The following is a 20079-nucleotide window of genomic DNA, read 5'->3' on the forward strand; positions in this document are numbered from 1 at the left end:
GAGGAACCTATCAAACTTATGCTTGCTGCTTTTTCTGTTCGTGTTTCCCTTATGGCCGCCAAAACCTTTTTCTATAACCTCAAATAGGTGCTTCTATGCTCAATCTCTATACTGGTACTCCCGGTGCTGGTAAAACCCTTAAAATGCTTGCCGATCATCTTGCTTCTGCTGATGGCAATCGTCCTATCTACGTTTACGGTGTTGAAGGCTTAGTTCCTTCTGATAAATGGACCCCCCTCGAAGACCCCAAAGAATGGCACAAATGTCCCTATGGCTCCCTTGTCCTCGTTGACGAAGCTCAAGCCGTTTTCCGTCCTCGTCGCCCTGGTGATCCTATTCCTGAATATGTTTCTGCTGCTGAGACCCATCGCCATCTTGGTATTGATCTCATTATGACTACTCAATACCCCATGTTGATTGATGCCCACTTGCGCCGCCTCGTTTCTAATCATCAACACCTTGTTAATGTCTGGGGCCTCAAAGGTCGCTCCTCTGTGTACGAATGGTCCGAATCGCAAGACGACCCCAAAGACCCCCGCGCCCGCAAACTTGCCCGCCGCTTCTTGTTCAAATACCCCAAACAGGTTTATGACCTGTATAAATCCGCCCAAATCCACACTAAAAAGCCCCGCATTCCTGCATTTTTCAAATTCGGGATACCTATCATTCTTGTCATTCTCGGTTTTTCCGTATACTACGGGTATTACGCCATTTCTCATTTTGCCAGTAATGGCGCTAAACCCATGCACCAATTCCTGGCCTCTCATGGCGGTGTTCCTGCTGCTGCTCCCTCTGTGGTCAATGCCCCATTCGATATGACCCACAATGCCGCCCGGTCCCTGGCACTATCTACTAATACTGTATTGCTCAAACACCCCAAACACCCCCTGCAGGACTTCGACGCTTATTCCTTGCCTGTACGCTCTGAACAAGCCGCACAACTCCCCCTGATTTCGGATATGTACCGTGTTGTTGGCCATATTGGCTCTCCTGGTATGAAAGCCATGTATGTCATCCAGTCACGCTCTGGAGTTGAACATATCGTCCCCGGTATCCGCTGCAGCAATTATGAAGGCTTAGAGGTCTGCCGTTGGGGTGGTGGTTACGTTTCATCGGCCCCCCTGAAACATAGCAGTTCACGGCACCACACCCGTTACATTGATGAACCAAAACCCCCGCCTGCGGCCTTGCACGATGTCCCCGCTGCAATAAAGTGACATGTCACAAGGCTTTCACAAGTCAGAGCCGATTAAAAAATTATTCGCTCGCGAATCATTTTTTCATTGGCCAGCAGCGCCGCGATTCATCAAGAAATACAAATTTATTGCGCGAATGCGCACAGACAGGAGATTAAAAACGCATGCACTATATCGCCCATATCGTCATATCGGCTGTCTTACATGCCCTGATATACCTGGCCATCTGGAAAGCCCTGCAGTTCGCTACACTGGGGCAGGTCCTCGGTATCTTGGCCGTGGTCCTGCTGGTGGTCATCGTCTCCGGCCTGGCCTGGCATTTTCTCACCAACAGAAGAGGGCGCCCATGAGAACGCCGCCCCTCGCCGTGATCCTGATCCTGCTTTCCGGATGTGCTTATCATCCCGGCCATCAATTCACCTGGACCCAACGCGCCAGTATGCAAGCGGATAACGCCAGCGAGTTACTGCGTAACGAAACCGCTTCACTTAATCAAGAGACAAACCGCGATTTTCAAGAGATGGGAGATTAACCAATGACCTCAAAACCCTTTGTACTGGCACACCCTGCCGATCATTACGCCTGCGGTCGTTACCGCGTAACGGACCCCCTCAATGCTCTGATCCAATCCGGAAGGGTAGATGGTGTAAGTTCTGACGTCTTTCTGGATAATGACACGCTGCTTGCATTACGCCCCGAAGTGGTGGTCTTTCAACGTGTCCTGGAACATGACCAGATTGCCGCCATAAAGCGTTACCGTAACGCTTTACCCCATGCCCGGTTGATTATGGATATTGATGACCTGATTGGTGAGATACCATCAACTAACCGCCACCGGAAAGGATTCCACAAGGACGCTGCGGACCGCTTTAAAAAAGCTGCCGCCCTCTGTGATCGTGTTGTCACTTCTACGGAGTTTCTTAAAAATGAATACGGAAAATTTGCCCCTGAATCCATTGTCTGTCAGAACCGCCTCCCGGATGACCCCTGGTCACGTGTTACCGTCACGCACTCAAATAATAACAAGCCCCGGGTCGGTTGGGCGGGCAGTGCGGGACACCTTGGCGATCTTCGGATCATTATCCCTGTTATACGTGCTACTTGGCAGGAAATTGACTGGGTATTCTTGGGACCTGTCCCAGAATCTATCCGCAAAATGGCTGCCGAATACCATCCACAAGTTCCTATAGATCAATACCCTGCTAAGCTGGCCAGCCTGAACCTTGATTTGGCTGTTGCTCCTTTGGAAGTTACCAGATATAACCATGCAAAGTCAGCCCTTCGCATTCTTGAACTCGGTGCCTGCGGCTACCCGGTACTATGCAGCTATGGGGTAGGCGCCTTTGATATTGATCTGCCTGTGTTTCGCACTCCTAACAAAACTGAATCCTGGATATATAACCTGCGACTTTTGACGGACCCAACTTTTCCGCCGCCTGATTTGCGTCATCAAATCCTGTCACAATACCTGCTATCAAAAGGCTTAGATGATTGGTTCAATGCTTGGTGCTGTTCTGCATACGATGCTGATCCACACATTGACAGCTCCACTAAATTCGCCTAACTCCTTTTCCACAGGGTAGGGGGCTGTTATGTATATTTCACACCAGGCTATAGGCTTTTTTATTTTGTTTCTGCTGTTCTGGGTTTTTGCTTATGTCTTCAACCATTGGCTCAAGTCTTCCCAGCGGCATCGCCGCCGTACACGGTCCGCTACACCTCGCCGTCCAATTGATGCCGAACCTCTTTCTAAACTTGTTGGTATTTGCCTTGGTGATAAAGCTAAAGCTGAACGGCTTATAGCTTTTGAGCAAAACCGAAACCCGCGCCTGTCCCGCCTTGCCGCTATTCATATGGCCATAGACGCTGTTGCTCGTGACAATCGCCGTTAAACGTAACTGTAACGATCCCCCATTTATCCGCGCAGCGGCCTCCGTCCTCAGTTGACCCCTTTCCCTTGGTGACAAATTCGGAGAGAGTAGGGCGTATAGCCCTTGAATCGAAAGGTAGTCAATAAGTTACTGCATAGCCCCGCGATGCAAGCCCGCCGCGTCTTTCTTGCGGCCCAGAGGGTAATCGGGCGGGAAAACGCTTTTTCAGGTTATGCAGTGGGCTACTGCTTGAGCCATAACCGGACGGTTTCTGGGGATTTACCGATTATCTGGGCAATGTCTTTGATGCTGATTTTGCTTTCTGCAAGCTTTCGGACGTTCTCGATCTCTTCTTGTCGTTTGGCCTTGTTCTGGCGGGTTTGTTCTTCTTTGATGATTTTCTCGGTGATGTAATAGCTTTTACCGCTGGCCTTGGCGGTTTTGCTAATGTTTCCATGCTTCTTGTACAGCTTGAGGATCTTCTCGGTGGTGATGGCCCAGTAGTTAGGTGTGGTCTTTACTGGGTGTTCCTCAAAGTAGTCATCCCACTGATTTTTTCCGGTGACGTGACTCCAGGGGATTTCTACAGTGATTTGCAGGACGTTACCGAATTGCTTGACGCGGATAGGTTGGGTTTGCATTGCGGGTCTCCGTTTGAACTGCTTGTATTAGCAATACATAGAGTACTTTTACCGCCCTGCTTACCCATTCCAGAACTTTACATAATAAACATTATGCGAACCTATTGCTGGTGCGTATACACCAGCCAGACCCGTCTTTTATCGAGGTACACAAAGGCCTGCTGTGCAAATTGCTGAGCCAGTGCATATGCTGCAGACATACCCATGTCATGCACCAACACACTTTCTTCCCACCAATCATCTCTACCGCAGCGCGCTCGCCAATAAGAATAACCCGCTCTGCGCAGTGTCCGAATCAGTTGATGCTGCCGAAGATGATTTTTCCATGGGCTCAGCGGGACTGAACGTGGGTTCCAGGCAGTAATAATCACTCCAAGCACACCATAAGCTGGCCCACCAATGCGGAAATCATATCGACCGGGAATCCAATAATGACTTTCACGATAGGCCCTATCCAGCCGATCAAAAAACAATGAATAAAGCGACGGATGTTTTATACGAAACCTGCCGTTGGACCAGATGGCAACGTATGACGCACTGACCGACACGGGCTTCTCTTGCAAACTCATGGCTAACAACGGACGTCGTTGCTTAGGCATTCCACGCTCCACGGTACGAAAACAACTGTAGCAAGCAGGATACTGTCTTACGCTCGTAACCACTACCGGACTTATTCATGAATCATTATATTTCATAATATTGAAACACTTTTCAGGAGTCTTTATAAAGCTTGCCAGGCATACCCAAAGCAAGAACAAGACTGGGTAGTGCTGCCACAAAAGCTAGCAAGAAAAAATCCACGAAGCCTACTCTGGCAGCCAAAAAGCCACTGAAACCGCCGACAACCGTGGCAGCCACTGACATCAACGCCGAGCCTATGGCAAAATGCGTTGCTTGATAATTTTCCTGACAGCGTTGCATCAGAAATACCATCAATACGGCGGTACCTAGTCCTGCGGATGCTTGCTCGAAGGCAATGGTTACCCCGACCCACCAAATATCAGGAGTCGCCCAGGCCAGCCAGGCATATGCCGGTATGGCTAGAGACTGAATAAATGTCAGGGGAAACAAAGTTCTTTTGAGTCCCCAACGCGATATGATGATGCCTCCCAGGAGTGCCCCGCCGATACCGGTGACGGTACCGATACTACCAGTCAGAATTCCGCGCGCCACCAGACCATAGCCCAGATGATTCAGAAAAGGCGTTACCATGGCAAACATCATGGCATCCCCTGCCCTGAACAACAGGATGAAAGCCAATGCCCAAATAATTCCCGGTTGCGACAAATAGGTCTGAAAGGCTTCACGCACGGCCTCCCAGCGATTCAGCAGATGATGCGGATCATTTGAGGACGGGTTGGGAAGAATCCGGTGATGCAGGCCAGCCAGTCCCCACATCATGACTGCAGCGGTCAAAAAACAGATAATCCATGATGCCCAGCCCGCAAGGACAACCAATGCGCCATTTCCAACCAGCATGGCCACCCGATACGCTGCCACCCTGAGTCCGGAAAAACCTGCCTGATCTGTTTTGTCCAGAGTTTGAATATAATAACCATCTACCGACATGTCATGGGTGGCTGACATAAAAGCCATCAGCATGAAGATCTTGGCGGCAAGCTCTAGATTAAGGTGTTGTGCTGGCCATATCAGTAAGGCGGCTACCGCTCCGAGAATCAACTCCATGATGACCAACCAGCGCTTTTTGTTCCCGAATAAATCGATGATCGGGCTCCAGAAAAGCTTCAGATTCCAAGGCAAGCCAAAAAAGGAGAGCAGTCCAATCACCTGCAGACTGGCACCCGCTTGAGTAAAAAATTGCACTGAAACCTGCTGCACCAGAGAGAAAGGGAGCCCCTCCGCATAGTAGGTGCTGGCTATCCAGGAAAATTTTTTAAGGTTTTTTTTCACCGCGTTTTCCAATAAGAAAAACCCCCGCTGGGCGGGGGTTTTAAGTGGCCTAAAACTGTTTAAGCGCTTTTCGGAGGAGCAATAGGCTTTTGCGCCATCACCCAGGCCGCGAGTTCCTTGGCCTGAGCGGGTGTCACGCTCTGTGCGGGCATGGGCATACCACCCCAAACCCCGGATACACCGTGTTCAATCGCATGACTCAGGGTGTCTATCGCTTTAGGACTACCCTTATATTTGTAGGCAACCCAGGCAAAGGCTGGTCCAACGACTTTAGCCTCAACCTGATGACAAGCAAAACAACCCTTGGCTTCTGCCAGAGACTTGGCTTTAGCCATTTGATCGGTACTCATGCCAGAAGTCCCTGCTACCTTTTCAAAATGCCCGTTTCCACCCTGCATATTAAAGCTGGATGGTGAAGTGGTAGATCCAGTGCTAGCGTCACCAGCGCTGGTGTCACTGCTGGTAGAACCAGCCCCTTGATCACCACTCATAGCCGAGCTGGAAGCAGAGCTATCACTGGGCGCTGTGCTGGTCTCTTCCTTCTTGGCACAAGCCGCTGCGAGAGTGACCACGCCGGCGAGTACCAGAAGGCGCATGATTGGACTGATGTTACGCAGGTTCATCATACTATTACGCCTCCCTCTTTATACTGTAATGAAAATTCCACGGCAGTAACTTAGTCCGTAGAAGAACCGGAGCTGTCACTGGCAGCGGCATCCGAAGAATCGGGGCTGCTGGTATCGGCGGCGGCAGAACTGTCAGCACTGGTATCGGGAGCAGCAGATTCCATAGGTGCAGCGGCAGCACTGGAATCGGCGCTGGTCGTGCTCGCTGAAGCAGTAGATTCAGTGGTTGTGGCAGAGCTACTGGCAGCAGCAGTCGTATCTTCCTTCTTGGCACAGGCAGAAGCCAGGGCAATGGCACCGGCAACCAGGACAATACGGGCAACAGGTTTGATCTTTGCAATATCCAACATTTCTTTCACTCTCCTCAATGGTTAACACAGAAGTACAGCAACAACAATGCATCATTTATAGCGTAAATTTCAATATCATGTTAGCACTATTTTTTCCTCTGCCAAATACCAGGCCTGCGGACCTACACCTTAGCTCTGCAGCTCACCCTCCCGGGTCATTCCGCCGGCTTGTCGCAAATACTTGGCGATGTTCTCTTTTTATGTATAATAATGTGTGATTATATTTATTGAGGGTTGAGGTGATGACAAGAAATACGACATCAGAAAATCTTGATGTGCTGAAAACACTGAAAATCCAAACTATAAGGCAATCGATCCGCCCGGAATGCTATCAGCGCAGCACTCCTAAGGCCTTATTCACTTACGCTTTTGATGGGCTTTTGTACCTCGCAGCTATAGCCGGTATATGGCTGATACCGTATTGGTGGGCACAACTCCTTCTTGGTCTGGTTGCCGGTTCTGCCGTCGCTTTCATGTTTGTCTGGGCTCACGATGCCGCCCATGGCGCACTGTTTGAAAACCGGCACCTGGCCGAGGTGTTGGGTACTCTGTTCATGCTGCCCTCTTTCAACATGTACCGCCTCTGGGCTTTTGGTCACAACCGCGTCCATCATGGCTTCACCAGTCTGAGCGCTGTCGACTGGATCTGGAGACCGCTAACACCTCAGGAATATGGCCAGAAAAATGCCTGGCAAAAAATGATCTATCGCCTGGAGCGCAGTCCCTACACCTGCGCTTTACACTATCTCTTGCGGGTGTGGTGGCCGGGTATGATCCGCTTCAAGGCAGATCAGAAAAATCGACGCGCATTCACTTTAAGCAAGCTGTTAACATTATTGTTTTTTATACTTTTTTCTTGCCTTTCCTGGTGGATGGCGGGGCCAATGGGCTTTATCGCAGCGGTTCTATTGCCCTTCCTGGTATTCAATTACTACATTGCGCTTTTTGTGTTCCTCCATCATACCCACCCCGATATTCCCTTTTTCATGGAAAAAGAAGAGTGGAGTCAGAGTATTGGCCAATTATATTGCAGCAGTGTGGTGCGTTGCTCCAAGATCAGTGAGAAGCTCATTCACAACATCTTGATTCACGCCCCACATCATGTTGATCCGCGCATTCCTTATTATCATCTGGAAGCCGCTTATGCAGATTTACGTGCGGCGTATGGCCAGTATATCCATGAAATACGTTTCAGCTTCAAAGAAGTACGTCACATATTTCGTTCCTGCAAACTGTATGATTATGAATCCAGACAATGGATGAGTTTTCGTTCCGGACGGAGCTGGATCGAACAAAAAGCTTCAGCATTGAGTGCTGCAGCAAACCCCACTGTTTATCCTGGAAAAACAGTGCATTAATGATTGCTTTTGGAGACCGGATGATATGTATGGCCGATGCTCTGCGATAATGTCCAGTCAGCAAGCATCTCAATCAGAAACACGATTGCATGGTCATCACCCGTAATAGCGGCGATACCAGTCCACAAATTGTTGGAGTCCATCCTGCAGGGAAGTATCTGGAGCAAAAGCCACGGCCTCCTGAAGTTCTGCCACGTCCGCGTAAGTGGCCACCACATCCCCATCCTGCATGGGTAGCCATTCGATTTGTGCTTTTTCTCCGAGGCAGCTTTCCAGTGTTCCAATAAAATCCGTCAAGGCCACCGGGGTATGATTGCCGATATTGTAAATCCGGAAAGGCGCGGCGCTGGCCGCAGGATCTTGGGGCCAGGCAGCCTGAGCGTTGGGGATTTTTGGTATGAGTCGGGTGACGCCTTCGATGATGTCATCGATGTAGGTAAAATCCCGCTGCATTTTCCCGTGATTGAATACCGGTATTGCTTCGCCCGCGAGGATTTTGCGGGTAAAGCTGAAGTAGGCCATGTCCGGTCTGCCCCAGGGGCCGTATACCGTAAAAAAGCGCAGACCAGTACAGGGAATTCCGTATAAGTGGGCATAACTATGGGCCATCAACTCCCCTGCCCGCTTGGTTGCGGCGTAGAGGCTCACCGGATGATCTACCGGATCATGGACGCTATAGGGAAGATGGCTGTTGGCCCCATAAACGGAACTGGAAGAAGCAAAAAGCAAATGTGCCGTCTTTTGGGCACGGCAGCCCTCCAGAATATGCAGTAAGCCGGTAATATTACTGTCCACATAACTGTGCGGGGCCTGCAGGGAATAGCGTACCCCTGCCTGGGCGGCGAGATGAATCACCACGTCAAAATAGGGTCCGGCAAACAGCGCCTCCATGCCCGAACGATCGGCCAGATCAATTTTCTGGAACTGAAAAGCCGGATGCCCTTCCAGTTGTGCCAGGCGATCTTTTTTGAGTCCAGGATCATAGTAGTCATTGAGGTTGTCTATTCCCAGAACCGTCCAGCCATCGGCCAGCAGACGTCGGGCCAGGTGAAAACCGATAAACCCGGCAACGCCAGTGATCAGAACCCGTCCTTCCATCAGGACTCCCGCCCCGCGAGCCAGTGAATGTAACGCGCCACGCCCTGCTCCACCGAAAGAAAGGGTTGATTATACCCAGCCGCACGTAATTGGTGGATATCTGCCTGAGTAAAGCTCTGATACTTCCCGTGGAGGGCTTCCGGCATGCTGATATAACGAATGGTTTGGGATTTTTGCAGGCTGGCGAGGTCGTGAATGTCCTCATCCGCCATACGCCGCATGCTATTGACCACGGTGACTGCCACATCGTTGAAGCTCTGAGCCTGGCCGGTACCGACGTTGTAAATACCGCTGCGGGGATAATCGAGAAAATGCATATTGACAGAAGCCACATCATCCACATGAATAAAGTCGCGGCGCTGTTCGCCATTGGCATATCCCGCACTGCCGGCAAAAAGATGAACATGGCCATCCAGCCGGTATTGATTATAAAAATGCAGGGCTACCGAAGCCATACGCGCCTTGTGGAACTCCCGGGGTCCATACACGTTGAAATAACGGAAACCATGGACGGGAGCCTCCAGCGTCGTCCACATACGGCGCAGATACTGATCAAACTGAAACTTGCTGAATCCGTAAATATTCAGGGGGGATTCCGCTTGCCGTTCTTCACTGAAACTACCGGTCATTCCGTAAACGGAAGCGCTGGAAGCATAGAGCAAAGGAATGTGATGCCGCTGACACCAATGCAGCAGCGTCTTGCTGAAAGCATAATTATTTTCCATGACATAGCGACCATCTGTGGCCATGGTGTCGGAACAGGCACCCTCATGAAAAACCGCCTCCACACCACTGAACTGATCTTTTTCGATAGCTTCCAGGAAGCGTTCCGCTTCCATGTAGTCGGCGATTTCCAGATCAGTCAGATTGAGAAACTTGTCTGCCTGAGTGAGATGATCGACTACCAAAATGTCAGTAATACCGCGCTGATTCAATGCATGAACCAGGTTGGCACCAATGAAACCCGCACCGCCCGTGACAATATACATGCGTAATTCTCCTTTTGCGGTTATGATAACAGAAAGTCGGTAACTGCCGAATATAAGCACGCACCTCTTTTCGAGAATTCGTGCCACGCAATCGACCCCCTATTCATTCAGGATATCCAGACACCACGACAAGCTCGTGGCGTTTCTGCTGAGGAGGCCTATGCAAGACCAGGGACTACTGATCATCATTTTGCTGCTCGCCACCGGTGTCGTATTGGTTGGCGTTCTGCGTTATTTGCGGCTGCCGGCGGTATTCGCCTACCTGTTGACCGGGGTGATTCTTGGGCCTCACGCCCTGGCCGTAGTCCCTGATCTGGCCAGCACCCGGCAGCTAGCGGCATTTGGTGTCGTATTCCTGATGTTCAGCATCGGCCTGGAATTCAGCCTCTCACAATTCATGAGCATGCGGCGCCTGATTTTTGGCATGGGTATCGCCCAGGTTTTGTTGACCAGTGTTGCTTTTTTTGGCATTGCTCTAGCCATTCCCCTTTCTTGGAAAACCGGGGTCATTCTTGGCGGTATCCTGGCCATGTCTTCCACAGCCATGGTGATTCGTGCCCTGGCCGAGAAAATGGAAATGCAGTCCCGCCATGGCCGAATAGCAGTCAGTGTCCTGCTGTTTCAGGACCTGGCGGTAGTACCCCTGTTGATTTTGATTCCAGCGCTGGCCGGATCCACAAAAAATCTGCCCCACGATCTCGCCATGGCTGGATTGAAAGCGGTAATCGTTCTGCTGGTTCTGCTGGTCATCGGTCGGCCGGTGATGCGCCCCTGGTTTCAGCTCATTGCCAATCGCAAATCCAGCGAACTGTTCATGCTCAATGTCTTGCTGGTAACACTGGCACTGGCCTGGATCACGGAACAGGCCGGGCTGTCCTTGGCATTGGGCGCCTTTGTGGCGGGCATGCTGATTTCAGAAACGGCTTATCGCTACCAGGTAGAAGCGGACATTGCGCCCTTTAGAGATATTTTGCTGGGTCTTTTTTTTGTGACCATCGGCATGTTGGTGGATTTACCGGCCTGGTGGGCAAACCTGGCCTGGGTACTGATTGTTTTAGCACTCATCCTGTTCCTCAAAGGGTTTTTGGTCTGGGGCCTGAGTCGTCTGTTTGGCTATGAATCAGGCGTGGCATTGCGCTCAGCCATTGTTCTGGCTCAGGCCGGGGAATTTGGTTTTGTGCTTCTAGCACTTGCCAACCAATACCAATTATTGCCCAGTCATGTGTTGCAGCCTGTGTTGGGCGGAATGCTCTTGTCCATGATGCTGGCCCCGATTCTGGTGGAGCGTAATGGCTGGATTGCCCGACGTTTCGTGGGAAGCTACCGTAACCATAAAGATCAGCAACTCACAGAAATCCGTGCTGCAGATTTCAAGGCGCATGTGGTGCTATGCGGCTATGGTCGCGTGGGTCAGAGTGTTGGTCGAGTTCTGGAGGAAGAAGCCATTCCCTTTGTGGCGTTGGATCTGGATCCCGTACGCGTGCGCCAGGCCCAGTCAGCGGGAGAATCCATTTTTTTTGGCGATGCCAGCCGCCGTGATGTGTTGCAAGCCGCAGGTATTGCCAGTGCGCGTGCGGTAGTCATCACCTACGCCAATGTGGCTTCCAGTCATCGCGTCCTTGCCATCATCAAGGAATTGCGGCCGGAATTACCGGTGGTGGTGCGCGCCCATGACGACAGCCAACTGGAAAAACTCGAAGCGGCAGGTGCCGACGAAGTGGTGCCGGAAGTCAACGAGGGGGCATTGATGCTCGCCTCCCAGACCTTGCTGCTCGTCGGATTTCCCATCAGTACGGTGTTGCGCCGGGTCAGACGCTTTCGCCAGGAACGCTATCAGTTTTTTCGAGGGGCTTTCTGGGGGGGATCAGAACCGGGTGAGGATCAGACCTCGGCACGCCTGAAATCCATTCCCTTGGGTGAAACGGCTTTTGCCCTCAATCTTAGTCTCCGTGAGCTGAATTTGACCAGCTTTGGGGTTTCGGTGGTTGCTGTCCGACGCCACGGCATTCGTGGCCGTGAACCGGCCCCCGACACCGTACTGAGAGCAGGAGATGTACTGGTCCTTTTTGGTAGTCCGGCAGCATTGACCAAGGCAGAACTGTATGTGCTCGAGGGTAATACGGTTCAGGAAACCGCAGTGACAGCATAAAGAGGCTTTGCTTGCTTGGCCGGCGCTCGCACGTCTGGCAAGCCTGCATAACTGCCCCCAATGTATCCCAGTCCAACATAGCGGTTGGCTGTGTTATGTTAAAGACAGACAGAAACGTTCCGACCCACAAAAAAGCTTGAGAGTGATTTATGACCAAAGCCATTGATTCCACCCTGAGTGAAGATCGTCTTTTTGCGGTATCCGCAGCATTTGCGGCCCAGGCCAACATGAACGCCGAACAGTTTTCGGAACTGCAGCAAAAGGCGACGGAAAATCCCCAGCAATTCTGGGCGGATCTCGCCCGAGAGCACCTGCACTGGGATCAGGATTTTCAGACGGTAATGGACGCCTCTGAGGCCCCCTTTTATCGCTGGTTTGGCGATGGCAGCCTCAATGTCACCTACAACTGTTTGGACCGACATCTGCAGGGGCCACAACGGCATAAGGCAGCACTCATCTGGGAAGGCGAAAATGGTGAAATTCGCACCCTCACTTATGCGCAGCTCCATCGGGAAGTATGTGTTTTTACCAATGCCCTTCAGCATCAGGGCGTTCATAAGGGTGATCGGGTCGCTATTTATATGCCCATGGTCCCCGAGGCCGTTGTGGCCATGCTCGCCTGTGCCCGCCTCGGCGCTATTCACACGGTGGTTTTCGGAGGCTTTTCGGCGGAGGCCCTCAAGGATCGTCTGGAAGATACGGCTGCTATACTGCTGATTACCGCTGACGGGGCCTGGCGTGGTGGCAAAAATGTGCCCCTCAAGCATCATGCCGACCAGGCCCTGCTGCGTGAACATGAACACTCCGTGAAACGGGTTATTGTGTTGCGGCGCACCGGTACCGAAATCGATATGCAGGAAGGCCGGGATATCTGGTGGGAGGAAGCCATTCAGGGGCAAAGCAGTCATTGTCCCGCCCTGCCCATGTCTGCAGAAGATCCCTTGTTTATTTTATATACCTCGGGCAGCACCGGTAAACCCAAGGGCGTCTTGCACAGCAGTGCCGGCTATCTGCTCTGGTCTTTGCTCACCACCCGCTGGTCATTTGATCTCAAACCCGAGGATGTGTACTGGTGCACGGCGGATATTGGCTGGATTACCGGCCACAGCTATGTGGTCTATGGCCCTCTGGCTAATGGCGCGACTATTTTCATGTATGAAGGCGCGCCCATGTATCCGCAACCCGACCGCTTCTGGGCGATGATTGCCCGCCATGCGGTTAGCGTCCTTTATACCGCCCCTACGGCGGTCCGCGCTTTCATGAAAATGGGCGATGAATGGCCTGCCAAACATGATCTTTCCAGTCTGCGTTTGTTGGGGACCGTGGGCGAGCCCATGAATCCCGAGGCCTGGATGTGGTATTACCAGCAGATTGGGGGTGGCCGCTGTCCAATAGTGGACACCTGGTGGCAGACCGAAACTGGTGGGCACATGATTGCCCCGCTGCCGGGAGTTTCTGCCAACAAGCCGGGGTCCTGCGCCCTCCCCTTGCCTGGAATTGTCGCCAAGATTGTGGATGATCAGGGTAATGCCATTGATAAGCCTGATGCTGGCGGGTATCTGGTCATGGAGCAGCCCTGGCCGGGTATGTTGCGCGGTGTTTGGGGAAATCCCGAGCGCTATATCGAAAGCTATTGGGCCAAATTCCATAACCGCTATTATGTAGCCGGTGACAGTGCCCGCAAGGACCAGGATGGCTACTTCTGGGTTATGGGCCGGATTGATGATGTGCTGAATGTATCCGGTCATCGTTTAGGCACGGCAGAGATTGAATCCGCCCTGGTTGCTCACCCTGCCGTGGCCGAGGCCGCCGTGGTGGGTATTCCCCATGAAATCAAAGGCGAGGCGGTTTGTGCTTTTGTGGTACTGAAACATCAACATCAGGGCGATGATCGGGATGAACTCAACGCGGCTTTACGCGTACAGGTCACCGAACTCATCGGGGCTATTGCCCGACCCGATGATATTCGTTTTACCGATACGCTTCCCAAAACCCGCTCCGGCAAAATCATGCGGCGGCTTTTGCGCGCCATTGCCCGGGGTGAAGAAGTCACCCAAGACATCAGCACTCTGGAAGATGCGGGCACCCTGCAACAATTGGGTACCCAAGAAAAATAGCTGAACGCTCTGATCAGTGCAGGCGGCGCGGAATAAAGCTGAACTGATCCCCTTCCAGTTCGACATCAATGAGTTCCCCCGGACTGAAGTCACCGCGCAGCAGACGCTGCGCGAGGGGATTCTCGATCTCGCGCTGAATAACCCGTTTGAGAGGACGAGCACCGTACACCGGGTCGTAACCCACCTCAGCCAGCCGATCCAGTGCGCCTTCACTGAGGACCAGATCCATATCCCTTTCTTTCAGACGTGAGCGCAACGCTCCCATCTGCAGGCTGGTGATTTCTCTTAACTCTACGGCAGTCAGAGGATGGAAAATGACCATTTCATCAATACGATTGAGAAATTCCGGACGGAAGTGGTCCTGGACCACATCCATTACCGCGACGCGCATGGCGTCATAATTTCCGGTCCGACTGAACTCCTGAATCCGGTCAGAACCGAGGTTAGAAGTCATGACAATGACGGTGTTGCGGAAGTCTACAGTACGCCCCTGACCATCGGTCAAGCGCCCATCATCCAGCACTTGCAGAAGCACATTAAATACATCGGCATGGGCTTTTTCCACTTCATCCAACAGCACCACGGAGTATGGTTTACGACGCACGGCTTCGGTCAGATAACCGCCTTCCTCATAACCCACGTATCCGGGTGGGGCACCAATCAGGCGCGCAACGGAGTGTTTCTCCATGAATTCGCTCATGTCGATGCGTACCAGCAGATCTTCGCTGTCAAACAGAAATTCGGCTAGGGCTTTGGTCAGCTCGGTTTTACCGACCCCAGTGGGGCCGAGAAACAGAAAAGAACCATTGGGCCGGCGTGGATCGGAAAGCCCCGCCCGAGAACGGCGAATGGCATTGGCCACGGCCGATACCGCCTCACTTTGTCCAACCACGCGTGCTTGCAGGCGTTCTTCCATTTTTAGCAGCTTCTCTTTCTCTCCCTCCAGCATTTTGGAAACGGGAATGCCGGTCCAGCGGGCCACGACTTCGGCGATTTCCTCTTCGCCGACTTCCGTCCGCAGCAGCGTGGGTTTTTTGGCTGATGTACTGTCATCCCGGGATTCTGCCGCCTGCAACTGGGCCTCCAGTGCCGGAATGACGCTATATTGCAATTCGGCCATGCGTTCCAGATCGTTGGCGCGACGCGCGGTGTCCAGGTCGACGCGCCTGCGATCCAGCTCCTTCTGAATCTGGGAAGTACCTTCAATGCTCAGTTTTTCGCCTTTCCAGACTTCTTCCAGCTCCTGATATTTCACATCCAGTTCCTTGATCTGGTTTTGCAAAATATCCAGCCGCTTGCGACTGGCTTCATCTTTTTCCTTTTCCAGAGCAACTCTTTCAATATTCAGTTGAATGATGCGTCGCTCCAGTTCATCCAGTTCCTGAGGTTTGGAGTCAATTTCCATTTTGATGCGCGACGCGGCTTCGTCCATCAGATCAATGGCCTTGTCGGGCAGATTACGATCGGGAATATAGCGATGGGATAACTGCGCCGCCGCGACCAGCGCCGGATCAGTGATGCGCACCCCATGATGGGCTTCATAGCGTTCTTTCAGCCCCCGCAGTATGGCAATGCTGTCCTCCACGCTGGGTTCATCCACCAGGACGCGCTGAAAACGGCGCTCCAGGGCAGCATCTTTTTCGATGTACTTGCGGTATTCATCCAAAGTAGTGGCACCGATACAATGCAGCTCGCCACGGGCCAGGGCCGGTTTGAGCATGTTGCCGGCATCCATGGACCCCTCGGCTTTACCCGCACCCACCAGGGTATGAATTTCATCGATGAAAAGAATGATTTTCCCTTCACTTTTTTCAAGATCGGTGAGCAGTGCCTTGAGCCGTTCTTCAAACTCGCCCCGGAACTTGGCGCCGGCAATCAGGGCACCCAGATCCAGGCCCAGCAAGCGTTTGTCGCGCAGGGATTCAGGTACTTCGCCATTGACCATGCGCAAGGCCAGGCCTTCAACAATGGCAGTCTTGCCCACCCCCGGTTCGCCGATCAATACGGGATTATTTTTGCTGCGCCGCAGCAATACCTGAATGGTACGGCGGATTTCATCGTCTCGGCCAATAACCGGATCGAGTTTGCCCTGACTGGCACGCTCGGTGTAGTCAATGGTGTATTTATCCAGCGCCTGACGCTGCTCCTCGGCATTGACATCGTTGATTTTTTCGCCGCCATGCAGGTCATGTACGGCCTGCTCCAGATCCTTGCTGGTCGCCCCTGCGGCTTTCAGCAGGCGCCCGGCTTCGCCTTTGTCTTCCAACAGTGCCAGCAGAAAATGCTCGGTGGAAATGAAGCTGTCACCGCGTTTCTGGCTGATTTTATCGGCTAGGTTGAACATGTTGCTCAGATCACGGCTGACCTGGACCTCGCCGGGCTGGCCCTGCACTTTGGGCATACCCTCCAGGGCGCGGTTCAGTTGATTGCGCAGGGCATCCACTTGTACTCCGGCTTTGGCGAGCAAGGGACGGGCAATACCGCCCTCCTGATCCAGAAAAGCAATCAGAAAGTGGATAGGTTCCATTTGTTGATGATCCTGAGCCAAGGCCAGACTCTGGGCATCCTGAAAAGCCTGTTGAAATTTGGTGGTCAATTTATCGGTGCGCATGGATAAGCTCCGTGAAATGAATGTTGACCATCACATGGGATCAGATGGTCTTTTTTTCAAGTGCAGGAGAGGCTTGCAGTCCCTTGATCAAAAACACGCTGGCGAAGAAGGCTAAGAGTCCGGCAGCAGCAAAAGTCCACTGCCCTCCCCACTGCGCCCAGGACCAGCCCGCCGCAAGGGCACCAATGCCCCCACCCAGGCCATAAACCATGCTGGCATAGAGCGCCATGCCCCGGGCGCGCAGGGCACCGGGGAAACGTTCGGCAATCCAGTGGATGGCCGCCAGGTGAAAAGCTGCATAACTGGCGGCATGGAGGCTTTGCACCAGAATGATCCATAACAAACCCGGCCACCAGGCAATTACGCCCCAGCGCAAGGCAGTCAGCACAAAAGACGCCGTAAACACCAACGGAATGCCGAGGCGCCGGATAAAGCGGTCACCCCACCAGAAAAAAGCCACTTCACAAAGCACGGCAAAGCCCCAGAGCAAGCCGACGCTGGTACTGCTGAGGCCATGGGCCTCGGCGTAGATGGAATAAAAGGCGTAATACACGCCATGGCTGGCCTGTTCCAGCAACCCTGCCAGCAGAAAAAACCAGAGCCGCAGATCGCGGAGGACAGGGGTCATGCGTGGCCGCGCTTGCGTAGACGAAGGGACCTGACTGACATAAGGCAGGTGGCGGCTGACCCACCAGGCCAGCACCAGAAACAGAAGAATGCCCGGCAAAAAAGCCTGCATCCCCCAAATGCTTATGAGCACCCCCATCCCCAGGGATAGCGCAATAAATCCCAGGGAACCCCAGAGCCGGATACGCCCATAGGAGGCCGAGCGCCGCTGCGCCCAATCCATGGTGGTGGCATCCACTAAGGGAAGCGTTGCCGCCCAGAAAAAGGAAAAAGCCAAGGTGATCAGCAGAATGGCGATAAAATTTCCGGCACTGAACTCCAGCGCCAAAAAACCGGCAGCAGTAAGCAGGGTGCCGAGCATGACAATCGGGCGGCTTCCCCAAAAATGGGCGAGCCAGCCCCAGAGATTGGGAGCAAGGACTTTACTGAACTGAACTGCGGCCGTAAGAATCCCGATGGCCAGAGGCGTTTGCCCCTGGTCGTGCAGCCAGGGTCCCCAATAGGGCATGAAAGCCCCTAGGGCGCAGAAGTAAATAAAATAGAAGGCTGCCAGCCAGCCCCCTTCTCTTTCAATGCCCATAATTGACGGACCTGCTGTTCAGGAGGTGGATGATGGAGGATTTACGCTGAAATGGGCGAAAGCGAGGGTTGAACGTCTCCGTTCTGGGCACGATGGCGCATCCAGTGATCCATCACGATCAGGGCGAGCATAGCTTCGACAATAGGCACGGCGCGGATGCCCACACAAGGATCATGGCGACCCGTAGTCGCCACTTCTGTAGGCTGACCCTGCATATTGATACTCTGACGGGGAATGCGGATGCTGGAGGTTGGCTTGATGGCTACCGAAAGCAGCAGATCCTGCCCCGAAGAAATGCCACCCAGCACGCCACCGGCATGATTACTCTGGAAGCCCCGGGGAGTCATGACATCGCCGTGCTGACTGCCGCGCTGTTCCACGACGGCAAAACCATCGCCCATGGCCACTGCCTTGACGGCATTAATGCTCATCATGGCCTTGGCAATATCGGCTTCGAGGCGGTCGAAAACAGGCTCACCCAGTCCCACCGGCATCCCTGAAACCCGGGCATCTATCCGCGCGCCAATGGAATCCCCTTCCTTGCGCAAGGCATCGAGAAATTCGGCCATCTGTTCTGCCGCCAGAGCATCCGGACAAAAAAAGTCATTGCGGGCGATTTCGGCGGAATCAAAAGTCTGAGCCTGCACATGCCCCATCTGCGCCATCCATGCGAGAAATTCCACACCCAGACGCTCTTTCAGAAACTTGCGGGCAACTGCCCCGGCGGCAACCCGGGTGGCGGTTTCCCGGGCAGAGGAGCGACCCCCGCCCCGATAATCCCGGAGGCCATATTTTTGCAGATAGGTATAATCCGCATGTCCGGGTCGGAACAGGTCCTTGATCTTGCTGTAATCCTGAGAGCGCTGGTCGGTGTTGCGGATGAGCAGACCAATGGGTGTGCCAGTGGTTACCCCTTCAAATACTCCCGAAAGGATTTCCACCTGGTCTTTTTCCTGACGCTGGGTGGTATGCCGCGACTGCCCTGGACGGCGGCGATCCAGATCACCTTGAATATCTTCGGGGGCGAGAGTCAGTCCGGGCGGGCAGCCATCAATAATACATCCGATGGCCGGGCCATGACTTTCGCCAAAGGTACTGACCCGAAAACATTCCCCGATGCTACTCCCGGCCATGCTTTATTTTTCCATTTCTATCTTGGCATAAGCCGAATGATTATGAATGGACTCAAAGTTTTCTGACGACACAGAAAACCATTGTACCCGGTCATCTTCCTGCAAGCGCAGGGCGACATCCCGGACCATGTCTTCCACAAATTTGGGATGATCGTAGGCGTATTCAGTCACGTATTTTTCATCGGGACGTTTGAGCAGACCAAATAACTCACAGGAGGCTTCGCCCTCAACCAGATCAATCAGATCTCTCACCCAGATGCTTTCTTGGCTGCGTACATGCACCCAGACATGGGCACGCTGATTATGGGCGCCATACTCCGAAATACTTTTGGAACAGGGACACAAACTGGTCACTGGCACCATGACCCCCACCGTCAACTGGTAGCCCTGTGGGGTGACTTCACCGACCAACTCGACTTCATAGTCGAGCATGCTTTTGACACCGGAAACAGGCGCCTTTTTTTGCACAAAAAAAGGCAGCTGCATTTCCAGGCGGGCGGAGTCAGCTTCCAGACGCTTACACATTTCTTCGACAATCGCCCGAAATCCTTCCACGCTGATGGGGGCATCATGCATATTGAGGATTTCCATAAAGCGCGACATGTGGGTGCCCTTGAGATGGGCAGGCAAACTGACATACATGTTACACAGGGCCACGCTGGGTTGAACGGATCCATCGCGGTCCGCAAATTGTAGAGGATGCCGAACCGCACGAATGCCGACCTGCTGAATGGGAATGGCACGGGGATCCACCCGTCCCTGAACATCTTCAAGTACTTCTGTAGCGCAAATACCCACGCATACCTCACTTATGAATAGTGG

General features: G+C 52.9%; 19 protein-coding genes. 8 read left to right on the top strand and 11 right to left on the bottom strand.

Annotated elements, in window-relative coordinates; all coding sequences use genetic code 11:
• Window positions 1-95 precede the first annotated feature (95 nt).
• From B1757_RS12480 to B1757_RS15220, 5 genes are all read left to right on the top strand, one after another.
• Window positions 96-1217 carry a zonular occludens toxin domain-containing protein gene (locus B1757_RS12480; protein WP_172437705.1) on the top strand — a complete coding sequence of 374 codons (1122 nt, stop codon included), beginning with the start codon at window positions 96-98 and terminating at the stop codon, window positions 1215-1217.
• Window positions 1218-1360: 143 nt separating this feature from the next.
• Window positions 1361-1546 (top strand): hypothetical protein, encoded by a 186-nt coding sequence (locus B1757_RS12485; RefSeq protein WP_101538627.1) that lies wholly within the window; start codon window positions 1361-1363, stop codon window positions 1544-1546.
• Window positions 1543-1728: a hypothetical protein gene (locus B1757_RS12490; protein ID WP_101538628.1), complete on the top strand. Its 186-nt coding sequence runs from the start codon at window positions 1543-1545 to the stop codon at window positions 1726-1728. The genes B1757_RS12485 and B1757_RS12490 overlap by 4 nt, the downstream gene beginning before the upstream one ends.
• A gap of 3 nt (window positions 1729-1731) precedes the next feature.
• Window positions 1732-2760 carry a glycosyltransferase family protein gene (locus B1757_RS12495; RefSeq protein WP_101538629.1) on the top strand — a complete coding sequence of 343 codons (1029 nt, stop codon included), beginning with the start codon at window positions 1732-1734 and terminating at the stop codon, window positions 2758-2760.
• 28 nt (window positions 2761-2788) lie between these two features.
• The gene (locus B1757_RS15220; RefSeq protein ID WP_143484264.1) at window positions 2789-3088 is read left to right on the top strand and encodes a hypothetical protein; all 300 of its coding nucleotides are present in this window, start codon (window positions 2789-2791) and stop codon (window positions 3086-3088) included.
• A 221-nt stretch (window positions 3089-3309) separates the two neighbouring features.
• Here the strand turns inward: B1757_RS15220 and B1757_RS12505 are convergent, their stop codons facing one another.
• The 5 genes from B1757_RS12505 to B1757_RS15490 all read right to left on the bottom strand — a co-directional run bounded on the left by B1757_RS12505 (window position 3310) and on the right by B1757_RS15490 (window position 6595).
• A complete protein-coding gene (locus B1757_RS12505) occupies window positions 3310-3708 on the bottom strand; it encodes a helix-turn-helix domain-containing protein (RefSeq protein ID WP_101538631.1) in 399 nt (132 codons plus the stop codon).
• Window positions 3709-3809: 101 nt separating this feature from the next.
• A complete protein-coding gene (locus B1757_RS12510; protein ID WP_101538632.1) occupies window positions 3810-4307 on the bottom strand; it encodes a DUF3293 domain-containing protein in 498 nt (165 codons plus the stop codon).
• Window positions 4308-4419: 112 nt separating this feature from the next.
• Window positions 4420-5619 (bottom strand): MFS transporter, encoded by a 1200-nt coding sequence (locus B1757_RS12515; protein WP_101538633.1) that lies wholly within the window; start codon window positions 5617-5619, stop codon window positions 4420-4422.
• Window positions 5620-5678: 59 nt separating this feature from the next.
• Window positions 5679-6245, bottom strand: coding sequence for a c-type cytochrome (locus B1757_RS15850; protein ID WP_253253856.1), 567 nt, complete (start codon window positions 6243-6245; stop codon window positions 5679-5681).
• Window positions 6246-6295: 50 nt separating this feature from the next.
• Complete coding sequence (locus tag B1757_RS15490) at window positions 6296-6595, bottom strand: hypothetical protein (protein WP_172437706.1); 300 nt, start codon at window positions 6593-6595, stop codon at window positions 6296-6298.
• 242 nt (window positions 6596-6837) lie between these two features.
• On the opposite strand from B1757_RS15490, the gene B1757_RS12525 reads away from it, so the two are divergent.
• Entirely contained in the window at window positions 6838-7953 is a 1116-nt protein-coding gene (locus B1757_RS12525; protein ID WP_101538634.1) for a fatty acid desaturase, read from the top strand.
• A gap of 96 nt (window positions 7954-8049) precedes the next feature.
• On the opposite strand, the gene B1757_RS12530 is transcribed toward B1757_RS12525, so the two are convergent.
• Together B1757_RS12530 and rfaD are read right to left on the bottom strand one after the other, a co-directional pair.
• Window positions 8050-9051 (bottom strand): NAD-dependent epimerase, encoded by a 1002-nt coding sequence (locus B1757_RS12530; RefSeq protein WP_101538635.1) that lies wholly within the window; start codon window positions 9049-9051, stop codon window positions 8050-8052.
• Window positions 9051-10040, bottom strand: coding sequence for an ADP-glyceromanno-heptose 6-epimerase (gene rfaD / locus B1757_RS12535; protein WP_101538636.1), 990 nt, complete (start codon window positions 10038-10040; stop codon window positions 9051-9053). Before rfaD ends, B1757_RS12530 begins: the two co-directional genes overlap by 1 nt.
• Before the next feature lie 160 nt (window positions 10041-10200).
• Here rfaD and B1757_RS12540 point away from each other — a divergent pair, with 160 nt between their 5' ends.
• A complete protein-coding gene (locus tag B1757_RS12540; protein WP_101538637.1) occupies window positions 10201-12189 on the top strand; it encodes a monovalent cation:proton antiporter family protein in 1989 nt (662 codons plus the stop codon).
• 149 nt (window positions 12190-12338) lie between these two features.
• On the top strand, window positions 12339-14306 hold the full coding sequence (gene acs, locus B1757_RS12545) for an acetate--CoA ligase (RefSeq protein ID WP_101538638.1): 1968 nt from the start codon (window positions 12339-12341) through the stop codon (window positions 14304-14306).
• A gap of 13 nt (window positions 14307-14319) precedes the next feature.
• On the opposite strand, the gene clpB is transcribed toward acs, so the two are convergent.
• The 4 genes from clpB to folE2 are packed head-to-tail and all read right to left on the bottom strand — an operon-like array spanning window position 14320 to window position 20055.
• Window positions 14320-16917 (bottom strand): ATP-dependent chaperone ClpB, encoded by a 2598-nt coding sequence (gene clpB, locus B1757_RS12550; protein WP_101538639.1) that lies wholly within the window; start codon window positions 16915-16917, stop codon window positions 14320-14322.
• Window positions 16918-16957: 40 nt separating this feature from the next.
• On the bottom strand, window positions 16958-18124 hold the full coding sequence (locus B1757_RS12555; RefSeq protein WP_101538640.1) for an MFS transporter: 1167 nt from the start codon (window positions 18122-18124) through the stop codon (window positions 16958-16960).
• A 41-nt stretch (window positions 18125-18165) separates the two neighbouring features.
• On the bottom strand, window positions 18166-19257 hold the full coding sequence (gene aroC, locus B1757_RS12560; protein WP_101538641.1) for a chorismate synthase: 1092 nt from the start codon (window positions 19255-19257) through the stop codon (window positions 18166-18168).
• A gap of 3 nt (window positions 19258-19260) precedes the next feature.
• The gene (folE2, locus tag B1757_RS12565) at window positions 19261-20055 is read right to left on the bottom strand and encodes a GTP cyclohydrolase FolE2 (protein WP_101538642.1); all 795 of its coding nucleotides are present in this window, start codon (window positions 20053-20055) and stop codon (window positions 19261-19263) included.
• Between the last annotated feature and the right edge of the window lie 24 nt (window positions 20056-20079).

Origin of the sequence: Acidithiobacillus marinus, from assembly GCF_002847505.1 — a bacterium.
In the GTDB taxonomy this organism is placed as follows: Bacteria; Pseudomonadota; Gammaproteobacteria; order Acidithiobacillales; family Acidithiobacillaceae; genus Acidithiobacillus; species Acidithiobacillus marinus.

What these genes read in the sequence shown, in the direction of transcription:
- B1757_RS12480 (WP_172437705.1), top strand. Translation starts at nt 96, where the DNA reads ATGCTCAATCTCTATACTGGTACTCCCGGTGCTGGTAAAACCCTTAAA.
- B1757_RS12485 (WP_101538627.1), top strand. Translation starts at nt 1,361, where the DNA reads ATGCACTATATCGCCCATATCGTCATATCGGCTGTCTTACATGCCCTG.
- B1757_RS12490 (WP_101538628.1), top strand. Translation starts at nt 1,543, where the DNA reads ATGAGAACGCCGCCCCTCGCCGTGATCCTGATCCTGCTTTCCGGATGT.
- B1757_RS12495 (WP_101538629.1), top strand. Translation starts at nt 1,732, where the DNA reads ATGACCTCAAAACCCTTTGTACTGGCACACCCTGCCGATCATTACGCC.
- B1757_RS15220 (WP_143484264.1), top strand. Translation starts at nt 2,789, where the DNA reads ATGTATATTTCACACCAGGCTATAGGCTTTTTTATTTTGTTTCTGCTG.
- B1757_RS12505 (WP_101538631.1), bottom strand. Translation starts at nt 3,708, where the DNA reads ATGCAAACCCAACCTATCCGCGTCAAGCAATTCGGTAACGTCCTGCAA.
- B1757_RS12510 (WP_101538632.1), bottom strand. Translation starts at nt 4,307, where the DNA reads ATGCCTAAGCAACGACGTCCGTTGTTAGCCATGAGTTTGCAAGAGAAG.
- B1757_RS15850 (WP_253253856.1), bottom strand. Translation starts at nt 6,245, where the DNA reads ATGATGAACCTGCGTAACATCAGTCCAATCATGCGCCTTCTGGTACTC.
- B1757_RS15490 (WP_172437706.1), bottom strand. Translation starts at nt 6,595, where the DNA reads ATGTTGGATATTGCAAAGATCAAACCTGTTGCCCGTATTGTCCTGGTT.
- B1757_RS12525 (WP_101538634.1), top strand. Translation starts at nt 6,838, where the DNA reads ATGACAAGAAATACGACATCAGAAAATCTTGATGTGCTGAAAACACTG.
- B1757_RS12530 (WP_101538635.1), bottom strand. Translation starts at nt 9,051, where the DNA reads ATGGAAGGACGGGTTCTGATCACTGGCGTTGCCGGGTTTATCGGTTTT.
- rfaD (WP_101538636.1), bottom strand. Translation starts at nt 10,040, where the DNA reads ATGTATATTGTCACGGGCGGTGCGGGTTTCATTGGTGCCAACCTGGTT.
- B1757_RS12540 (WP_101538637.1), top strand. Translation starts at nt 10,201, where the DNA reads ATGCAAGACCAGGGACTACTGATCATCATTTTGCTGCTCGCCACCGGT.
- acs (WP_101538638.1), top strand. Translation starts at nt 12,339, where the DNA reads ATGACCAAAGCCATTGATTCCACCCTGAGTGAAGATCGTCTTTTTGCG.
- clpB (WP_101538639.1), bottom strand. Translation starts at nt 16,917, where the DNA reads ATGCGCACCGATAAATTGACCACCAAATTTCAACAGGCTTTTCAGGAT.
- B1757_RS12555 (WP_101538640.1), bottom strand. Translation starts at nt 18,124, where the DNA reads ATGGGCATTGAAAGAGAAGGGGGCTGGCTGGCAGCCTTCTATTTTATT.
- aroC (WP_101538641.1), bottom strand. Translation starts at nt 19,257, where the DNA reads ATGGCCGGGAGTAGCATCGGGGAATGTTTTCGGGTCAGTACCTTTGGC.